Raw genomic sequence first — 18548 nt, forward strand, 5'->3', positions numbered from 1 at the left:
CTCAGAGAAAGCTGAGCGGCTCGCCCTCCCGGCAATCGCCCGGACAGGCGCCGGGGGCATACAGCGTCACGCAGCGTTCGTCGTGATACTCGATCTCGGGGGCGAAGAAGTCGTGGTCGTTCGCGTCGTAGAAGCCGCCCAGCGAAATCCCGCCCTTCAGAAAGCACAGCTGCTCGTTGCACAGCGCCGCCGGCCCCAGCGCCGATTCCAGCCGCCTGGTGACCTGTTCGGGGTCGCCGTCGAACAGGTCGATGCCCTCGAAGCGGACGCCCGCGACATGGCGCCCCGTCACGATCCGGGTGAGAACCCCGGTCTCGTATTCACAGATCGGCAGGCGCAGCCCGCGATATTCCATCTGCTGGCCGCCCGACCCGCGATAGACGTGCTGGGGCTTGCCCATCATCGGCAGCGCGGCCACCGCGTCCTGCGTCATGCCCAACCGCAGCGGGCCAAGCCCCTCGCCGGGTGAAATGCTCCACATCATGTCTCCCCCCTCCTTCGCAGGATATGGGAGACACGGGCGCTTTTACGAGGGGTAAAGCGCGTATCGCTCCAGTTCCCGGTAATGCGCCCCGCCGCGCCCCAGGTCGGAGCGGAACAATCCGAACCCGGTGACGGCAAACGGACCGGCGCGGAACGCCGATCCGGCGGCGACCGCGCGCTCCAGCCGGGGCCGGTCGACCGCGCCGGGCCTGAGCCGCGCCAGCGTCACATGCGGGGTGAACCGGCGCCGCTCGACCGCGACGCCGGCATTCCGCGCGGCCTGTTCCAGCTTGGCCTGCAGGTGGCGCAGCGCCGGGTTTTCGGCCACGCCCGCATGCACGTTCCTGGGCGTGCCGTGGCCGAACATCGCCAGCCCCTCCAGGGTCACGTCGAACGCGGGCGCGTGGACGGCCTGGAAGGCAAGATGCACGTCCTCCAGAACGGGTTCGGACAGGTCGCCAGGAACACCAGCGTGAGGTGCAGAGTCTCCTCGGGCGTCACCCGCCCGACCGGCAGCGTCGCCTGCACGCGGACCAGCGCCGCGCGCACCGCGCCGGGCAGGTCGATGGCGGCAAAGGCGCGGATCATCTCGGGGCCCTCCGGGTCGACAGGTGATCGAGGCGCGCCGCGATCTCGGGGCGGACCGGCCCCGGCCGCGGCGGGTCGCGCAGCGTGCTCGCCCAGCGGTCGGGCGGCGACCACCCCGCCCGTTGCCGTGGCCAGACCAAGGCGCGCAGCACCGCCTGCGCCTCCGGGGGCAGGATGTCGGGAATGTCGAAATCGTTCAAGACCGCCCAGCCCCCCGCCCAGGCCCGGGCGACCGACCACGGGTTGTATCCGCCCCCGCCGAGAACGAGATAGCGGGGGCTGACCGGCCTCAGCGCCGCCACCACGGACCAGAGCGAATTGTTCGAAAGGGACAAGCGCGCCAGCGGGTCCTCCTCCAGAGCATCTGCCCCGCATTGCAGCACGATCGCCTCGGGCGCCTGCGCCTCGATGCGCGGCAGGATCAACCGCGCGAGGATCGCCGCCATTTCCGTGTCGTTCAGCCCCCGCGGCACCGGCAGGTTGAAGACATTGCCGACGCCCGCATCGCCCAGCGCCCCGGTGAACGGCCAGCGCCGTTCCTCGTGGACCGAGATCATCAGCACGTCGGGGTCGTCGCGGAACGCGGCCTCGACCCCGTCGGGGTGATGGGCGTCGATATCGACATAGGCGATGCGCGTGACGCCTGCCCGCCGCAGCGACAGGATCGCCAGCACCGGGTCGTTGAGATAGCAGAACCCGCTCGCCCGGCCCTTCTGCCCGTGATGGGTGCCGCCGGCCGGGTGATGGATCACCCCGCCATCGCGCAGCAATTCGCCCGCCAGCAGCGCCCCGCCCGCCCCCGTCGCGGGGCGGCGGAACATCTCGGGGAAAACCGGGTTGGACGGCGTGCCGAGGCCGAACCGCGCGCGCTCCTCCGCCGCCACCCGCTGGCGGGCCTCGGCGCGCTCCAGCGCGGCGAGATAGGCAGGGTCGTGCCAGAGCGCGAGCGCGGCCGGCTTGGCCCGCGGCGAGGCGCGATAGTTCGCCGGACCCAGCCAGCCCAGCGCCCGGCCCAGGTCCATCACCGTCGATACCCGCGGGATCGCCAGCGGATGCCATGCCCCGTAGGACGAGCCCCGGTAGATCTCCGCCCCGAGGAAAAGCGGCGTCACCGCGCCAGCAGCGCCTCGATCTTGCGGGTCACCTTGCGCGAGGTGGGTTTGGTCAGCGAACCGTAGGTGTCCACCACCTCGCCCTCGGGCCCGATCAGCACCTTGTTGAAATTCCAGCGCGGCGCGAAGCCGTGTTCGGCCTTGAGCCACTTGTAGAACGGGTGCGCGTCGGCCCCCTTCACATGGGTGATCTCGGTCATCGGCAGGGTCAGCCCGAAATTGACGTCGCAGAATTCCTTGACCGCCGCCTCGCTGGACAGTTCCTGCTTGAAATCGTCCGACGGCACCGCCAGCACCACCAGCCCCTCGGCCCCGTAGCGGTCGTGCAGCGTCTGCAGCCCGTCATATTGCGGGGTGAACCCGCATTGCGAGGCGGTGTTGACCACCAGCACCGGCTGGCCCCGAAAACCGTCCAGCGCGATCTCGCCCCCGTCGATCGAGTCGAACCGGAACCCCTGGGCGGCTTCGGCGGACGGCGCGGCGAGGCCGAGGGTCAGGGCGAGGGCGGCGGTCATGCGGCGCATGGTCGGGCATCCTTGGCGTCAGGTTGTGCAGGGGAGGTATCGCGGCGCCCCGCCCGGTCAAGCACCGGCGGCGGCGTTGCATTCGGCGCGCCAGCGGTTATCTATCGCGCACTAGACCGTGCTATGGTTCCGGTATGATCCGCTACACGCTCACCTGCGCCGATGGCCACCGTTTCGACAGCTGGTTCCAGTCGGCAGACGCCTTCGACAGCTTGCGCGCCAGCGGCATGATCGTCTGCGCGACCTGCGGCAGCGACCGCGTCGAGAAAAGCCTGATGGCCCCAAGCGTCAGCACCGAGCGCACGCCCCCGGCGCCCGCCCCCGACCGCCCGCTGGCCCGCACCAAGGGCCCCGCCGAACAGGCGCTCGCCGAACTCAAGCGCAAGATCGAGACGCAGTCCGACTATGTGGGGCCGAAATTCGCGCAGGAGGCGCGCGACATGCATGACGGGCTGATCCCGCACCGTCCGATCCATGGCGAGGCGCGTCTCGACGAGGCGAAGAAACTCGTCGAGGACGGCGTGCCGGTCGCGCCCCTGCCCTTCCCCCCCGGTCGCAAGACGAACTGAAGGAGCCGCCCCCATGACCCCGCTGATCACCGGCGCAAACCGTGGCATCGGGCTGCGCCTGTTGCAGGACTACGCCGCCGAGGGCCTCTCGCCCATCGGCACCACCCGCGCCGACGATGCGCCGCGGGTGGACGGCGCGCGCTGGGAAGCGCTGGACGTGACCGACGCGAAGCAGCAGAAGGCGCTGGCCGGAAAGCTGTCGGCCCAGCCGGTCGACCTGCTGATCTGCAACGCCGGCCAGTTCCTGGACAAGCACGAGGCGCTGGAGACCGGTTATCCGCCGGCGATGTGGGCGCAGACCTTCGCCACCAACGTGACCGGCGTCTTCCTGACGATCCAGGCGCTTTTGCCGAACCTCCGGCTGGCCGCGCGGCCGCGGATCGCGGTGATCTCCTCGACGATGGCCTCCTCGGAACGCGCGCCGGGCGGCTCCTACATCTACCGCGCGTCCAAGGCGGCGGCCGTCAATCTCGGCCGCAACCTGGCCGCCGATCTGAAACCGATGGGCATCGCGGTCGGCATCTATCACCCCGGCTGGGTGCGGACCGACATGGGCGGCGCCGGGGCCGATATCGACGTGGCCGACGCCTCGGCCGGCCTGCGCGCGCGCTTCGAGGTGCTGAGCCTCGACACCACGGGCTGTTTCGAAACCTGGGACGGCCGCCCGCATTCCTATTGAGCTTGGCCGGGCCTTGGCCTAGAGGGGGCCGGAAGTGCAGGCGGGGGGCGCAGAAGGCGGGCAATGCCGGTTCTGGTGATGAAATTCGGGGGCACCTCGGTGGCCGATCTCGGCCGCATCAGGAACGCCGCCCTCAAGGTCAAGCGCGAGGTCGAGCGCGGCCATGACGTCATCGTCATCGTCTCGGCCATGTCCGGCAAGACCAACGAACTGGTCGGCTGGGTCGAGGAGACCTCGCCGCTCTTCGACGCCCGCGAATACGACGCCGTGGTCAGTTCCGGGGAGAACGTGACCGCCGGGCTGATGGCGCTGACGCTGCAGGAAATGGACGTGCCCGCCCGCAGCTGGCAGGGCTGGCAGGTGCCGCTGAAAACCTCCAGCGCGCATTCCGCCGCCCGGATCGAGGAGATCCCGCGCGCCAATATCGACCAGAAATTCGCCGAAGGCATGCGGGTGGCCGTGGTCGCCGGGTTCCAGGGCATCAGCCCCGAGGGCCGGATCACCACCCTGGGCCGCGGCGGCTCGGACACCACCGCCGTGGCCTTCGCCGCCGCCTTCGGCGCCATCCGTTGCGACATCTATACCGATGTGGACGGGGTCTATACCACCGATCCGCGCATCGAGGACAAGGCGCGCAGGCTGGATAGGATCGCCTTCGAGGAAATGCTGGAACTCGCCAGTCTCGGCGCCAAGGTGCTGCAGACCCGTTCCGTGGAACTGGCGATGCGCTACAAGGTGAAGCTGCGGGTGCTCTCCAGCTTCGAGGATACCGACGACAATTCCGGCACGCTCGTCTGCGACGAGGAGGAAATCATGGAACAGAACGTGGTCTCGGGCGTCGCCTATCAGCGCGACGAGGCGAAGATGACGCTGATCTCGGTCGCGGACCGCCCCGGCATCGCCGCGGCGATCTTCGGCCCGCTGGCCAAGGCCGGCGTGAACGTGGACATGATCGTGCAGAACATTTCCGAGGAGGGCCGCACCGACATGACCTTCTCCTGCCCGGTCAACCAGGTGGCCCGGGCCGAAGAGGCGATGAACGCCGCCAAGGGCGCGGGCGAAATCGATTTCCAGGAGCTCGTCGCCGATACCGACGTCGCCAAGGTTTCGGTCGTCGGCATCGGCATGCGCAGCCACGCCGGCGTCGCCTCGCGGATGTTCGATGCGCTGGCCGCCGAAGGAATCAACATCAAGGTCATTACAACCTCGGAGATAAAGATTTCCGTTTTGATCGACCGCAAATATATGGAACTCGCCGTTCAGGCCCTCCATGATGCGTTCGAATTGGACCGCGCCAACTGAAACGGGGGCCGATGCCCGAGGACCAGACCGACAGCGCCAGCCGCAGGTTGCTCGGCCGCCTGCGCGAGGCCCTCGCCGAGCCGGGCGCGGGCCAGGAACGGCTTGACCGCATCACCAGCATCATCGCCGAGCAGATGGGCACCGACGTGTGCTCGATCTACCTGCTGCGCGATGCCGACACGCTGGAACTCTGCGCGACCGAGGGGCTGAAACCCGAGGCGGTCCACCAGACCCGGCTCAGGATCGGCGAGGGCCTCGTGGGCCGGGTGGCCAAGACCGCCCGCCACGTCAATACCGGCAACGCCCCGCAGGAACGCGGCTTCCGCTACATGCCCGAGACCGGCGAGGAGATATTCTCGTCCTTCCTCGGCGTCCCGGTCCAGCGGCTGGGCGAGCGCATGGGCGTGCTGGTCGTCCAGTCCAAGCAGGGCCGGCAGTATTCCGAGGACGAGGTGTACGCCCTCGAAGTCGTCGCCATGGTGCTGGCCGAGATGACCGAGCTCGGCGCCTTCGTCGGCGAGGGCGAGGCGCTGGCCGCGCTGCACCAGCGCCCGGTCATGATCCAGGGCACCGTGGGCCAGGAGGGCGTCGCCGTGGGCCATGTCTGGCTGCACGAGCCCCGCGTGGTCATCGCCAACCCCATCGCCGACGACCCCGACACCGAACTGGCCCGCCTGCACGCGGCGGTGGACCGGCTGCGCGTCACCGTCGACGAGATGCTGAACGCCGCCCCCGGCACCGACAAGGACCAGCTCCAGGTGCTGGAAGCCTACCGGATGTTCGCCAATTCCCGCGGCTGGAAACGCCGGATGGAGGAGGACATCGCCCGCGGCCTGTCCGCCGAGGCGGCCGTGGAAAAGGAACAATCCGCCGCCCGCGCCCGGATGCAGACCGTGCCCGACCCCTACCTGCGCGAGCGGCTGCACGATCTCGACGACCTCTCGAACCGGCTCTTGCGCATCCTCACCGGCCAGGGCGAACGCACCGGCGCCGAGCGCCCGGCCGACCCGATCCTGATCGCGCGCAATATCGGGCCCGGCGAATTGCTGGATTACGGGCGCAGCTTGCGCGGCATCGTGCTGGAAGAGGGCTCGGTCGGCAGCCACGCCGCCATCGTCGCCCGTGCGCTGGCGATCCCGCTGGTCATCCATGCCGGCCGGATCACCGCCGAGGCGCTGAACGGCGACCCGATCCTGCTGGACGCCGAACAGGGCGTGGTCCATCTGCGCCCCGAGGAAAGCGTGGCCAACGCCTTCGCCGACAAGATGGCGATGCAGGCCAAGGCGCAGAAACGCTATACCACGATCCGCAACGAACCCGCGCTGACGCTGTGCGACACGCGGATCGGCCTGCACATGAATGCCGGGCTGATGGCCGACCTGCCCTCGCTCGACAGTTCCGGCGCCGAGGGGGTGGGCCTCTTTCGCACCGAGCTGCAGTTCCTGACCCGCCCGCAGGTGCCGCGCCGGGCCGAGCTTGCCGCGCTCTACTCGCGGGTGATGGATGCCGCCCAGGGCAAGCGCGTCGTCTTCCGCACCCTCGACATCGGCTCGGACAAGGTGCTGTCCTACATGAAGCCGCAGGACGAGCCGAACCCCGCGCTCGGCTGGCGCGCGATCCGGGTGGGCCTGGACCGGCCGGGCATGATGCGGATGCAGCTTCAGGCCCTGATCCGCGCGGCGAACGGCCGGCCGCTGACGGTAATGTTCCCGTTCATCGCCCAGCTCGACGAATTCCGCGCCGCCCGCGACCACCTGCTGCGCGAGATCGACCGCGAGGAACGGCTGGGCCGCGCCCTGCCCGAGAAGGTCGAGATCGGCGCGATGGTGGAAACCCCCAGCATGGCCTTCGCGCCGCGCCAGTTCTACGAGATGGCCGATTTCATCTCGATCGGCGGCAACGACCTGAAACAGTTCTTCTTCGCCGCCGACCGCGAGAACGAGCGCGTCCGCCGCCGCTACGACACGCTCAACGTCAGCTTCCTGACCTTCCTCGAACAGATCGTGAAGCGCTGCGAGGATACCGACACGCCGCTGAGCTTCTGCGGCGAGGACGCCGGCCGCCCGGTCGAGGCGCTGTGCTTCGCCGCGATGGGGTTCCGCACGCTGTCGATGCGCCCCGCCTCCATCGGCCCGGTCAAGCACATGCTGCGCAAGAGCGATCTCGGCGAGGCCCGCGCGGTCATCGACGCTGCCCGCGCCAGCGGCGCGCAATCGGTGCGGCCCGCGGTGATGGACTGGCTGCGCCGCCGGGGCGAGTAGCGACCCGCGACCGCCGGCCGCCCAGCCGCCTCAGGCGCGTTCGGCGATCGCCGCGGCGAAACGTTCGAACAGGTAATAGCTGTCCTGCGGCCCGGGGCTCGCCTCGGGGTGATACTGGACCGAGAACACCGGGCGGTCGGTCATCCGAATCCCGCAGTTCGAGCCGTCGAACAGCGAGACATGGGTTTCCTTCACGCCCTCGGGCAGGGTCTGGCTGTCCACGGTGAACCCGTGGTTCATCGAGGTGATCTCGACCTTGCCGGTTTCCAGGTCCTTCACCGGGTGATTCGCCCCGTGATGGCCGTGGTTCATCTTGATCGTCTTCGCGCCCAGCGCCAGCGCCAGCATCTGGTGACCGAGGCAGATGCCAAAGAGCGGCACGTCCTTTTCCAGCACCTTGCGGATCATCGGCACCGCGTAGTCCCCGGTCGCCGCCGGGTCGCCCGGCCCGTTCGACAGGAACACCCCCTGGGGGTCCAGCGCCAGCACGTCCTCGGCGGTGGCGGTCGCGGGCAGCACCGTCACCTCGCAGCCCGCCGAGGCGAGGCAGCGCAGGATGTTGCGTTTCGCGCCGTAGTCGATGGCGACCACCCGGTGCCCCGGCCCCTCGCGGCGGGTGTAGCCCTCGGGCCAGGCCCAGCGCATCTCGTCCCACCGGTAGCTCTGGGCGCAGGTGACCTCGCGGGCGAGGTCCAGCCCTTCGAGCCCGCAAAAGCCGCGCGCCTTGGCCACCAGCGCCTCGATGTCGAACCGGCCCTCGGGATCGTGGGCCAGCGCCACATGCGGCGCCCCCTGCTGGCGGATCGCACGGGTCAGCCGCCGCGTGTCCACCCCGCCGATCCCGATTCGGCCCCGCTTCGCCAGCCATGCCGTCAGCGGCTCGGCCGCGCGCCAGTTGCTGGGCTCGGTCGGGTCCCATTTCACCACCATGCCGGCGGCGACCGGCTCGGCGGTCTCGTCGTCCTCTGCGTTCACGCCGACATTGCCCACATGGGGAAAGGTGAAGGTCACGAGCTGCCCCGCATACGAGGGGTCGGTCATGATCTCCTGGTAGCCCGTCATCGCGGTGTTGAAGCACAGTTCGGCCACCGTCTCGCCGGTGGCGCCGAAGCCCTGGCCGTAGAACACGGTCCCGTCGGCGAGCGTCAGGCAGGCGGTCGGGCGGGGGCTGGCGGCGGCGGGCGACATCGGGACTCCTCGGGCGGGGGATCGCGCGCAAACTAGGGGGCGCCGCGGCAAGAATCAAGGGGCGCGGCAAAAAGCAAAATTCCGCAATTTCAATTACTTGAAAGAAAACGCCGGGCTTGCCTGCCGCCGGGGGGCGCACTATTTTCGCCAACTCGATGCCCCGGGCACGAAAGGCGACAGGCATGGATCTCAGAACCCGCATAGCGACGGCCCTGAAGACGGCGATGAAGAACAAGGAGGCCGAGCGCCTCGCGACGCTGCGCCTCATCAACGCCGCGATCAAGGACCGGGACATCGCGCTGAGGGGCGAAGGCCGCGAAGACGGCGTCACCGACGCCGAGGTGCTGGCGATCCTGGGCCGCATGATCAAGCAGCGCCACGAAAGCGCGCGCGCCTACGAGGAGGCGGGCCGGCTCGACCTCGCCGAGAGCGAGCGGGCCGAAATGGCGGTGATCGAGGACTTCCTGCCCCGCCAGCTCACCGAGCAGGAGATCCACGACGCGATCGAAGCCAAGATCGAAGGCCTCGGCGCGGAGTCGATCCGCGACATGGGCCGGGTGATGGCGGCGCTGAAGGCCGATTATGCCGGGCGGATGGATTTCGGCACCGTCGGGCCGATGGTGAAGGACCGGCTGGCCTGAGCGCCCCGCACCGGCCTGCGGCATCCTGCCCCCCCCGTCGCGTGGCCGACCGGGCTTGCGGGGGCGGCAGGAGATGCCATCTAGGGATACACGGTCGTGCGCGAACACAGGGTCGGCGCCGCGACGCATCTTGCGCTTTCGCCCCCCGGGCGGCGGCGCTAAGCTGGACCCGGGGATCGAGACAGGAACCTGAGGATGCTGAACAGCCTCAAGCGAAGCGTCAACAACTACACGAGGACCGTGAAACCGCACGAGTGGCCCGCCGTGGCGCTGCGCGGGGCGGCGCTGGTCCTGATCGTGAGCCACCTGATCGCGTTCTTCTTCATCTACTCGCACATCATCTTCATCTCGACCGGCGTGGTGATGGGCCTGTTGCTAGCGCGCGAGATGTACGAGGATCTCGCGCAGCGGTTCTTCCGTCTGAAGGCGGAGGAATACGAAAAGGACCTGATGGAGTTGCACGAGCGGGAGCATCCGCAGCATCCCGACGAGGACCCCTCGCTTCTGATCGAGGGGCGCGCCTCGATGAAGGACATCAGCGAGCGCAACTCCAGGCGCTGAGCCGTCCGGCCGCGGCGGCGGCGCGCGCCCGGGGCCCGCGGGCCCGGGGCGACGCCTGCCCTGCCCCGCAAGGCGCCGTCAGGCCGGCGGCAGGTCGTGGCCGACCATCCCGAACACCGCGTCGAAGCTGCGGTCCAGCGCCACGTCGAGATCGGCCATGCCGACCGGCAGCCCGAGATCCACGAGGCTGGTGACCCCGTGCTCGCGGATGCCGCAGGGCACGATCCCCTCGAAATGCGACAGGTCGGGGTCGACGTTGATCGCCAGGCCGTGGAAACTCACCCAGCGCCGGAGACGCACGCCGATCGCGGCGATCTTGTCCTCGCGCGGCGCGCCGGTGGGCCCCGCGCGCAGGTCCGGGCGCACGACCCAGACGCCGACCCGGTCGGGCCGCGTCTCGCCGACCACGTTGAACTCGGCCAGCGCCGCGATGGTCCAGGCCTCCAGCGCCCGGACGAAGCGGCGCACGTCGCGCCCGCGCCGGCCGAGGTCGAGCATCACGTAGACCACCCGCTGACCGGGTCCGTGATAGGTGTATTGCCCGCCGCGCGGGCTGCGGAACACCGGAAACCTGTGCGGGTCGGTCAGATCCTCCGGCCGGGCGGACGTGCCCGCGGTGTAGAGCGGCGGGTGCTCGACCAGCCAGATCGCCTCCTCCGCGCGGCCCGCGGCGATCGCCTCGGCGCGCGCCTCCATCTCCCGGCAGGTCTCCTCGTAGGGCGCCAATCCGTCGAATACTCGCCATTCGGGGCGCATGGTCGTCCTTTCCAGCCTTGACAGCTTTGCGGGCTGACCGCGACACTACTTCCACTCTGGCGCCCGCGCCGCCCCCGCGGACGGGGACCGCTTTTTGGGAGACATGGCATCATGAAAAAGCAATTTGCAATGGCCTGCGTGGCGACGAGCCTGGTCGTCACCCCGGCCTCCCGCGCGGCGGCCGACGCGGGCGACATCGCGGGCGGGATCATCGGCGGGATCATCGGCGGCGCGATCATCAATGAGGCGACCAAGAAGAAGAAGGTCTACCGCAAGACCTATCGCCCCTCCTCCGGCATCTCGTCGGCCACCCGCGAGCAGAACCGCGAAGTGCAGACCTCGCTCAACTATTTCGGCTTCCCGGCCGGCACCGTGGACGGCGTGCTGGGCCGGAACTCGCGCAACGCGATCTCGCAGTACCAGGCCCATATGGGGTACCCGGCCACCGGAAAGCTCACGCCCTATGAACGCGACTTCCTCGTCACCTCCTACCACCGTGCGATCGCGGGCGGGCCCAGCACCTCGCAGATGATCGCGGCCAATCCGCAAGGCCCGCGCGGGCTGCTGAAGACCTACCAGCAGCAGCTTGCCACCGGCGGCATGATGGCGACGCAGCCGATGGCGCCCGCGCAGCCCGGCACCACCGTCGTGATCAACCCGCAACCGCAGGCCGCGCCGCAGGGGCCGGTCGCGGCCGCGGCCCCGGCCCTGTCGACCCTGCCCGCCGTGACGGCGACGGCCGCGGCCGGCGCGGACGGGGCGGCCAAGCCCGCGCTGCCGACCTTCCTGGGTCAGGGCGGCGGGCAGTCGCTCAACTCGCATTGCAACAAGGTCAACCTGGTCACCAGTTCCAATGGCGGCTTCACCACGTCGGCCTCGATGACCGACGCCAGCTTCGCGCTGGAAGAGCAGTTCTGCCTCGCGCGCACCTATGCCATCGCCGGGGGGGAGGAGATCGCCGCCAAGATCACCGGCGTCGGCGCGGACCAGATCGCCGAGCAATGCGCCGCCTTCGGCCCCGCCCTGAAGGAGCATGTCGCCGCGCTCTCCTTCGACCCGATGGACACGGTCGTGAAGGGCGTGCGCGGCTTCGTGCTGGAGTCCGGCATGTCGCCGGCCCAGCTGGCGGGCACCGCCAAGGTCTGCCTCTCGGTGGCCTACCGCACCGACAACATGGATGTCGCGATCGGCTCGGGGCTGCTGCTGGTGGCGCTGGGCGAGACGGTCTATGCCGAACTCATGGGCCACCACCTCGCCCAGGGCTTCGGCACCGCCAGGCGGACGGACCTCGCGCTCGACTGGTACGATGCGGCGCTCGGCGCCGTCGAGAGCGGCACCGCGCCGGTCTTCGCCCCCGGCCAGCCGGAGCGGAGCGACCTGCTGCGCAATGCCGCCTACCGGGTGGGCGGCAGGTCCGACGGCGCCGCCGCCCCCGACGTGGCGAGCACGCCCCAGCCCGCCGCGCTGCCCACCTTCACGGTCGACAACTGACGCATGACACGACCGGGGGCGGGCCCGTCGCCCGCCCCGTCCGGCACCGCCCGCAGGCCCCGCGAGAAAGCGCGAAAATCCCCCTTCACATCGCCGGGCGAAGCGGCTATGTAGCCGCCCACTACCAGATCACGTGCGGTCGTGGCGGAATTGGTAGACGCGCAGCGTTGAGGTCGCTGTGGGGTAACACCCGTGGAAGTTCGAGTCTTCTCGACCGCACCATCCCTTCCCGTCCAGCGACAGATCGGCCCGCCCCGCGGCGCAGCCTGACAGCGCGCTGTGCACCCGGCCGAACCACCGACCGAATTCTGTGCATCTGCCGCGCCGCACGACGGCCCCGCGCCGCCGCGGGCTGGCCTTCAGCGCCCCGCATTCTATTTTCCATGCATCCCGATCGCCGCCTCCGGCACGGCCGACCCGGCCCGCACGGCACGGCGAAAGGGCAAGAACCGACGCCGCAACATGCTGATATCATGGCACCATTCTGCGCCACCCATCGTTTCCAAGTTCTTCGTTGCACTCCGGGAAACTCGTGATACCGTCTTTTGCAAAGGACGAAGGGTCCGCAGAAAAGCGCGGCGCAAGAGACCGCGCGACACAACAGGGGGTTACGGTTGACCGCTGCAACGGACAACGGGTTCGTGGTCTTCGACCGCGTCCAGAAAAGCTATGACGGCGAAACGCTCGTCGTAAAGGATCTCAACCTCGAGATCGGCCAGGGCGAGTTCCTGACGATGCTGGGGCCCTCGGGCTCGGGCAAGACGACCTGCCTGATGATGCTCGCCGGGTTCGAGACGGCGACCCACGGCGACATCCTGCTGGACGGCCAGCCGATCAACAACATCCCGCCGCACAAGCGCGGGATCGGCATGGTGTTCCAGAACTACGCGCTGTTCCCGCACATGACCGTGGCCGAGAACCTGGCCTTCCCGCTGGAGGTGCGCAAGATCGGCAAGTCCGAGCGCGAGGAAAAGATCCAGCGCGCGCTCGACATGGTGCAGATGGGCGGCTTCGGCGGGCGGCGCCCGGCGCAGCTTTCGGGCGGCCAGCAGCAGCGCGTCGCGCTGGCCCGCGCGCTGGTCTTCGAGCCCGAGCTGGTGCTGATGGACGAACCGCTCGGCGCGCTCGACAAGCAGCTGCGCGAGCACATGCAGTTCGAGATCACGCGGCTGGCGCACAATCTCGGCATCACCACCGTCTACGTCACCCATGACCAGGTCGAGGCGCTGACCATGTCCGACCGCGTGGCGGTGTTCGACGACGGCCGCATCCAGCAGCTGGCCGAACCGGACGTGCTGTACGAAGAGCCGGAAAACAGCTTCGTCGCGCAGTTCATCGGCGAGAACAACACGCTGATGGGCAAGGTGAAGGAGATCAACGGCGATGTCTGCCTTGTCGAGCTCGACGACGGCGAACTGATCGACGCCAAGCCGGTCAACGTGAAACGGCCCGGCGACCGCACCGTGGTCTCGATCCGGCCCGAGCGGGTCGAGATCAACCGCGAGCGGCTGGGCCCCGACGCGCACCTCGTCCATGCCGAGGTGCTGGAATTCATCTACATGGGCGACATCTACCGCACCCGGCTGCGGGTGGCGGGCAACGAGGATTTCGTCATCAAGACGCGCAACGCCCCCGATCAGCGCCGGCTGAAACCCGGCGAGCATATCGAGATCGGGTGGCAGCCGCAGGACTGTCGCGCGCTGGATGTCTAAGCGCGCGTCCAAGCCCCGCCGCCGGCCCGGCCAGGCGGGGCACAGACAAACCAACCGGGCCATCAACAAGGAGAGACTACCGATGAAACTCAAACACGTGCTTCTGACGACCGGCGCCGCGATGCTTGCCGCCCCGGTGGCCGGGGCGCAGGAGATGGCCGACTCGATGACGCTGGTGTCCTGGGGCGGCGCCTACCAGAACAGCCAGGTCAACGCCTACACCGAGCCCTACAAGGAGATGCACCCGGGCCTGGAAGTGGTCTGGGACGAAAGCTCGAACGAGGCGGTCGCCAAACTGCGCGCGATGAACGAGGCCGGCAACCTCACCTGGGACCTGGTCGACGTGACCGCGGCCGACGCGATGCGGCTTTGCGACGAGGGCCTGGCGATGGAGGTCGACCATGACGAGCTGCTGGCCGAGGCGCCGGACGGCACGTCCGCGTCCGACGATTTCGGCGACACCATCGTCAGCGACTGCTTCATCCCGCAGATCGTCTACTCGATCACCTTCGGCTACCGCACCGACATGATCCCCGAGGGCACCGAGCCGCCGAGCGACATCTGCGCGATCTTCGACACCGAAGCCTATCCGGGCAAGCGCAGCCTCGAAAAGCGCCCGATCAACAACGTCGAATGGGCGCTGCTCTGCGACGGCGTGCCGAAGGCCGAAATCTACGACGTGCTCGAGACCGAGGAAGGCCAGGAGCGCGCGCTGGCCAAGCTGGAGACGATCAAGGACGACGTGATCTGGTGGTCGGCCGGCGCCGACACGCCGCAGCTGCTCGCCGATGGCGAGGTGGTGATGGGCTCCACCTATAACGGCCGGCTGTTCAGCCTGATCGAGGAGCAGGACCAGCCCGTCGCGATGCTGTGGGACGGCCAGGTGTTCGACCTCGACGGCTGGATCATCCCCGACGGCCTGCCCGAAGAGCGGCTGGCGCGGGTCAAGGACTTCGTCCGCTTCGCCACCGACACCCAGCGGCTGGCCGACCAGGCCAAGTACATCTCCTACGGCCCGGCGCGCGACTCGTCGCAGCCGCTGGTCTCGACCCATGCCGAGCTCGGCATCGAGATGGCGCCGCACATGCCGACCAACCCGGAGAACGCGCAGAACACCTTCCTGCAGAACTTCGAGTGGTGGGCCGACTACCGCGACGACCTGGACGCCAAGTTCCAGGCCTGGCTCGCGCAGTAAGCGCAGGCTGACCGGCCGGGCGCGCCGCGCGCGCCCGGCCCGCCGCCGACGACGGCGGAGTTTTGCGGGGACAGACGCGATGCCCAAGGGATACATCATCGGCCATATCACCGTGACCGACCCGGAGGCCTACCAGGACTACATCCGGCGCGACACGCCGATCCTGGAAAGCTACGGCGGCCGGTTCATCGTGCGCGGCGGCGCCTCCGAGGCGCCCGAGGGTCCGGTCAAGGACCGCCACGTGGTCATCGAGTTCCCCGATTTCGAGACGGCGAAACGCGCCTTCCATTCGCCGGAATACCAGGAGGTGGCGCGGATCCGCCATGCCACCGCCGAAAGCGACATCGTGCTGGTCGAGGGGGTGGAATGACCGATATCGCCACGGGACCGGGCGCCTCGGGGCGCCGTCAGGACATCGCCCACAGCGCCGCGCCCGCGACCGGCCCGGTTCTGGCCGCCGACGGCCGCCCGCTCAAGCAGAGCCTGCGCCGCGCGCTGCGCGCCGAGAAGCTGCGCGCGCTGGCGCTGATCGCGCCGCTGCTGATCTTTGTCCTCGTGACCTTCATCGCGCCGATCGCGGACATGCTGTTCCGCTCGGTCGAGAACCAGATCGTGTCCGAGACCCTGCCGCGGACCGCCCAGGCGCTGCAGGACTGGGACCACAATTCCGGCGACCTGCCGCCCGACGACACGCTGGCGGCCTTCACCTACGACATGGTGGCCGCCGCCGAGCGCAAGGAACATACCCGCCTCGGCACCCGCCTGAACTACGAAATGACCGGCATCTCCTCGCTGTTCCGCAAGACCGGGCGGCGGGTCGACGATTTCGGCGAAATCTACATGGACCAGCTGATCGAGGTCGCGCCCGCGCTGGAAGAGCCCGCGACCTGGATGACGCTGATGGCCGCGCCCGACTGGCTGGCCGATTACGAGGTCTGGAACGCCGCGCGCACCGCCGCGGACGAGGCCGGGCGCGACTTCGACCAGGTCCCGCCTCTCTTCGAGGTCAAGGCGGGCGTCGCCGAGGTGCTGCCCGAAACCGCCGACGCCTATGGCGAGTTCGCCCGCATCGTCCAGGTCGAGGACGAAGACAACCCCGCCGAGGAAGAGGCCTGGGCGCCGGTGTTCCTCGCGCTCTACCGCGACCTCGTGCATGTCGGCCCCGGCGCGCTCGACGATCTGGACCCCGAAAGCGCGGCGATCCTGGCCCCGGCCCACGACGCGGTCGAAGGCTTCGAGACCGTGCCGCTGGCCGATCTCTATATCGACGCCGACGAGGACTGGGCCGATCCGCAGGTCTGGGCGACGATCCAGGCGTTCGCCCCCGACTATACCGCGGGCTACTTCCTCTCGTCGGTCGACCTGCAGAAAACGCCCGACGGCATCGCCGCCCAGCCCGAGAACCAGCAGATCTACATCATGCTGTTCGAGCGGACGCTGTTCATGAGCCTGATGATCATGGGCAGTTGCGTCCTGTTGGGCTATCCCATCGCCTACCTGCTGTCGAACCTGCCGCTGCGCACCTCGAACATCCTGCTGATCCTGGTGCTGCTGCCGTTCTGGACCTCGCTCCTGGTGCGGACCTCGGCCTGGAAGGTGCTGTTGCAGCAGCAGGGCGTGATCAACGACGTGCTCGTCTGGATCGGGATCGTGGCCGACGACGCGCGGCTGGTGATGATCAACAACCAGTTCGGCACCATCGTCGCGATGACCCACATCCTGCTGCCGTTCATGATCCTGCCGCTCTACTCGGTCATGAAGACCATTCCGCCGTCCTATGTGCGGGCGGCCAAGAGCCTCGGCGCGACCAACTGGACCGCGTTCTGGCGGGTCTACTTCCCGCAATCGGTGCCCGGCATCGGCGCGGGCTGCATCCTCGTCTTCATCCTGGCCATCGGCTACTACATCACGCCGGAACTGGTCGGCGGCACGACCGGGACGTTCATCTCGAACCGGATCGCCTATCACATTTCCACGTCGCTCAACTGGGGCCTCGCCGCGGCGCTGGGCTCGATCCTGCTGATCGTGGTCCTGATGCTCTACTGGCTCTACGACAAGCTCGTGGGCATCGACAACGTGAGCCTGGGGTAACCACACATGTCACAGATGGACCTGCCGCCCTATGCCACCACCGGCCAGAAGATCTGGCATTACGGGTTCAAGGTGCTTTGCGGGCTGATCTTCTTCTTCCTGATCGCGCCGATCCTGGTGATCATCCCGCTCAGCTTCAACGCCGAGAACTTCTTCACCTTCACGCCGGGCATGCTGGCCTTCGAGGCCGACGCCTATTCGCTGAAACACTACCGCGACTTCTTCACCAATCCCGACTGGCAACAGGCGCTGTGGAATTCGGTCAAGATCGCGCCGGCGGCGACCTTTCTGGCGGTGACGCTGGGCACGCTGGCGGCGGTGGGCCTGTCCCAGGAGCACGTGCCCTACCGCCGCGCGATCATGGCGATCCTGATCTCGCCGATGATCGTGCCGCTGATCATCTCGGCGGCGGGGATGTATTTCTTCTACTCGCGGATCGGGCTGCAGGGCACCTATCTGGGCGTCGTTCTGGCCCATGCGGCGCTGGGCATCCCCTTCGTCATCATTACCGTGACGGCGACGCTGGTGGGGTTCGACAAGTCGCTGACGCGGGCCGCGGCGAACCTGGGCGCCGACCCGGTGACGACCTTCTTCAAGGTGCAGATGCCGCTGATCCTGCCCGGGGTGATCTCCGGCGGGCTCTTCGCCTTCATCACCTCCTTCGACGAGGTGGTGGTGGTGCTGTTCGTGGGCTCGGCCAACCAGCAGACCCTGCCCTGGCAGATGTTCACCGGCCTGCGCGAACAGATCAGCCCGACGATCCTCGCGGTGGCCACGATCCTCGTGGCGATCTCGATCGCGCTTCTGACCACGGTGGAAGTCCTGCGCCGCCGGTCCGAGAAACTGCGGGGCATGAGTCCCGGTTGATCCCGCCCCTTTGCGAAACGGCGCGGCGCTTCTTACGTTGAAGACGGTGACGCGAACAAAGGAGGGAGCCCATGAAACCGCTGCAAACGCTGGTCCTGCTGGCCAATGAGCGCGAAGCGCAACTGCTGGTCAATCTCGGCCCCAACAAGGGCCTCACCGAACTCCTGCGCTTCGATGCGGCGCAGAACATCGAGTATTCCGACCAGCGCGGGCGCGAGCAGGGCGGCCCCGACATGGGCGGCCATTCCTACCAGCCGCCGACCAGCCCGCGCGAGCAGAACCGCGAGGCGTTCGCCGACGACGTGCTGAAGGTGAGCCTGCAGGAATGGGAGCGCGGCGATTTCACGCGCTTCGTGATGAGCGCGCCGCCCAAGATGCTGGGCGAGTTGAGGAACCGGCTGGCCGGCCCCCTCAAGGGCGCGCTTGCCGCGGACATGGACAAGGACATCGTGGGGGTTGCGACGGACGACCTGCCACGCCATTTCAAGGATGTGATCGTTTTCTGAACCGGGGCGCCGGTGCTCCGGC

Annotated in this window: 19 protein-coding genes, 1 tRNA gene and 1 pseudogene; 14 read left to right on the top strand and 7 right to left on the bottom strand. The window is 68.6% G+C overall.

What is annotated here, in order from left to right; all coding sequences use genetic code 11:
- Nucleotide 1 precedes the first annotated feature (1 nt).
- The 5 genes from BUR28_RS08565 to BUR28_RS08580 are packed head-to-tail and all read right to left on the bottom strand — an operon-like array spanning nucleotide 2 to nucleotide 2707.
- A complete protein-coding gene (locus BUR28_RS08565; RefSeq protein WP_074219742.1) occupies nucleotides 2–484 on the bottom strand; it encodes a hypothetical protein in 483 nt (160 codons plus the stop codon).
- Nucleotides 485–526: 42 nt separating this feature from the next.
- A complete protein-coding gene (gene thpR / locus BUR28_RS08570; protein ID WP_254813714.1) occupies nucleotides 527–913 on the bottom strand; it encodes an RNA 2',3'-cyclic phosphodiesterase in 387 nt (128 codons plus the stop codon).
- Complete coding sequence (locus tag BUR28_RS20605; RefSeq protein WP_254813715.1) at nucleotides 868–1071, bottom strand: 2'-5' RNA ligase family protein; 204 nt, start codon at nucleotides 1069–1071, stop codon at nucleotides 868–870. The genes thpR and BUR28_RS20605 overlap by 46 nt, the downstream gene beginning before the upstream one ends.
- The gene (locus BUR28_RS08575) at nucleotides 1068–2183 is read right to left on the bottom strand and encodes an acetoin utilization protein AcuC (protein ID WP_074219743.1); all 1116 of its coding nucleotides are present in this window, start codon (nucleotides 2181–2183) and stop codon (nucleotides 1068–1070) included. Before BUR28_RS08575 ends, BUR28_RS20605 begins: the two co-directional genes overlap by 4 nt.
- Nucleotides 2180–2707, bottom strand: coding sequence for a glutathione peroxidase (locus tag BUR28_RS08580; RefSeq protein WP_074219744.1), 528 nt, complete (start codon nucleotides 2705–2707; stop codon nucleotides 2180–2182). The genes BUR28_RS08575 and BUR28_RS08580 overlap by 4 nt, the downstream gene beginning before the upstream one ends.
- Nucleotides 2708–2841: 134 nt before the next feature.
- On the opposite strand from BUR28_RS08580, the gene BUR28_RS08585 reads away from it, so the two are divergent.
- From BUR28_RS08585 to ptsP, 4 genes are all read left to right on the top strand, one after another.
- Nucleotides 2842–3276: a DUF1178 family protein gene (locus BUR28_RS08585; protein WP_074219745.1), complete on the top strand. Its 435-nt coding sequence runs from the start codon at nucleotides 2842–2844 to the stop codon at nucleotides 3274–3276.
- A 13-nt stretch (nucleotides 3277–3289) separates the two neighbouring features.
- On the top strand, nucleotides 3290–3955 hold the full coding sequence (locus BUR28_RS08590; RefSeq protein ID WP_074219746.1) for an SDR family NAD(P)-dependent oxidoreductase: 666 nt from the start codon (nucleotides 3290–3292) through the stop codon (nucleotides 3953–3955).
- Nucleotides 3956–4018: 63 nt separating this feature from the next.
- Complete coding sequence (locus tag BUR28_RS08595) at nucleotides 4019–5257, top strand: aspartate kinase (protein WP_074219747.1); 1239 nt, start codon at nucleotides 4019–4021, stop codon at nucleotides 5255–5257.
- Nucleotides 5258–5268: 11 nt separating this feature from the next.
- Entirely contained in the window at nucleotides 5269–7518 is a 2250-nt protein-coding gene (ptsP, locus tag BUR28_RS08600; protein ID WP_074219748.1) for a phosphoenolpyruvate--protein phosphotransferase, read from the top strand.
- A 30-nt stretch (nucleotides 7519–7548) separates the two neighbouring features.
- Here ptsP and carA read toward each other — a convergent pair whose 3' ends face one another.
- A complete protein-coding gene (gene carA, locus BUR28_RS08605) occupies nucleotides 7549–8706 on the bottom strand; it encodes a glutamine-hydrolyzing carbamoyl-phosphate synthase small subunit (protein ID WP_074219749.1) in 1158 nt (385 codons plus the stop codon).
- A 182-nt stretch (nucleotides 8707–8888) separates the two neighbouring features.
- Here carA and BUR28_RS08610 point away from each other — a divergent pair, with 182 nt between their 5' ends.
- Together BUR28_RS08610 and BUR28_RS08615 are read left to right on the top strand one after the other, a co-directional pair.
- Complete coding sequence (locus tag BUR28_RS08610; protein WP_074219750.1) at nucleotides 8889–9347, top strand: GatB/YqeY domain-containing protein; 459 nt, start codon at nucleotides 8889–8891, stop codon at nucleotides 9345–9347.
- A gap of 195 nt (nucleotides 9348–9542) precedes the next feature.
- Nucleotides 9543–9908, top strand: a complete 366-nt coding sequence (locus BUR28_RS08615) for a hypothetical protein (RefSeq protein WP_074219751.1) — start codon at nucleotides 9543–9545, stop codon at nucleotides 9906–9908.
- Nucleotides 9909–9986: 78 nt separating this feature from the next.
- On the opposite strand, the gene lipB is transcribed toward BUR28_RS08615, so the two are convergent.
- On the bottom strand, nucleotides 9987–10664 hold the full coding sequence (gene lipB, locus BUR28_RS08620) for a lipoyl(octanoyl) transferase LipB (RefSeq protein ID WP_074219752.1): 678 nt from the start codon (nucleotides 10662–10664) through the stop codon (nucleotides 9987–9989).
- Nucleotides 10665–10775: 111 nt separating this feature from the next.
- Between lipB and BUR28_RS08625 the strand changes: the two genes are divergently transcribed.
- The 8 genes and pseudogenes from BUR28_RS08625 (at nucleotide 10776) to BUR28_RS08660 (ending at nucleotide 18526) form a co-directional block, all read left to right on the top strand.
- Complete coding sequence (locus BUR28_RS08625; protein ID WP_074219753.1) at nucleotides 10776–12155, top strand: peptidoglycan-binding domain-containing protein; 1380 nt, start codon at nucleotides 10776–10778, stop codon at nucleotides 12153–12155.
- 135 nt (nucleotides 12156–12290) lie between these two features.
- A tRNA-Leu gene (locus BUR28_RS08630) sits at nucleotides 12291–12377 on the top strand.
- A 392-nt stretch (nucleotides 12378–12769) separates the two neighbouring features.
- Nucleotides 12770–13867 (top strand): ABC transporter ATP-binding protein, encoded by a 1098-nt coding sequence (locus BUR28_RS08635; protein ID WP_074219754.1) that lies wholly within the window; start codon nucleotides 12770–12772, stop codon nucleotides 13865–13867.
- An 82-nt stretch (nucleotides 13868–13949) separates the two neighbouring features.
- Nucleotides 13950–15062 carry an extracellular solute-binding protein gene (locus BUR28_RS08640; RefSeq protein ID WP_074219755.1) on the top strand — a complete coding sequence of 371 codons (1113 nt, stop codon included), beginning with the start codon at nucleotides 13950–13952 and terminating at the stop codon, nucleotides 15060–15062.
- Nucleotides 15063–15141: 79 nt separating this feature from the next.
- Nucleotides 15142–15432, top strand: a complete 291-nt coding sequence (locus BUR28_RS08645) for a DUF1330 domain-containing protein (RefSeq protein WP_074219756.1) — start codon at nucleotides 15142–15144, stop codon at nucleotides 15430–15432.
- Nucleotides 15429–17153, top strand: a complete 1725-nt coding sequence (locus tag BUR28_RS08650) for an ABC transporter permease (protein WP_083626538.1) — start codon at nucleotides 15429–15431, stop codon at nucleotides 17151–17153. Before BUR28_RS08645 ends, BUR28_RS08650 begins: the two co-directional genes overlap by 4 nt.
- A 12-nt stretch (nucleotides 17154–17165) precedes the next feature.
- Nucleotides 17166–18020, top strand: a pseudogene (locus BUR28_RS08655) (ABC transporter permease); the annotation flags it as partial.
- Nucleotides 18021–18091: 71 nt separating this feature from the next.
- Nucleotides 18092–18526 (top strand): host attachment protein, encoded by a 435-nt coding sequence (locus tag BUR28_RS08660; protein ID WP_074219758.1) that lies wholly within the window; start codon nucleotides 18092–18094, stop codon nucleotides 18524–18526.
- Nucleotides 18527–18548: the final 22 nt, after the last annotated feature.

The organism is Rhodovulum sp. ES.010, assembly GCF_900142935.1.
GTDB lineage: Bacteria > Pseudomonadota > Alphaproteobacteria > Rhodobacterales > Rhodobacteraceae > Rhodovulum.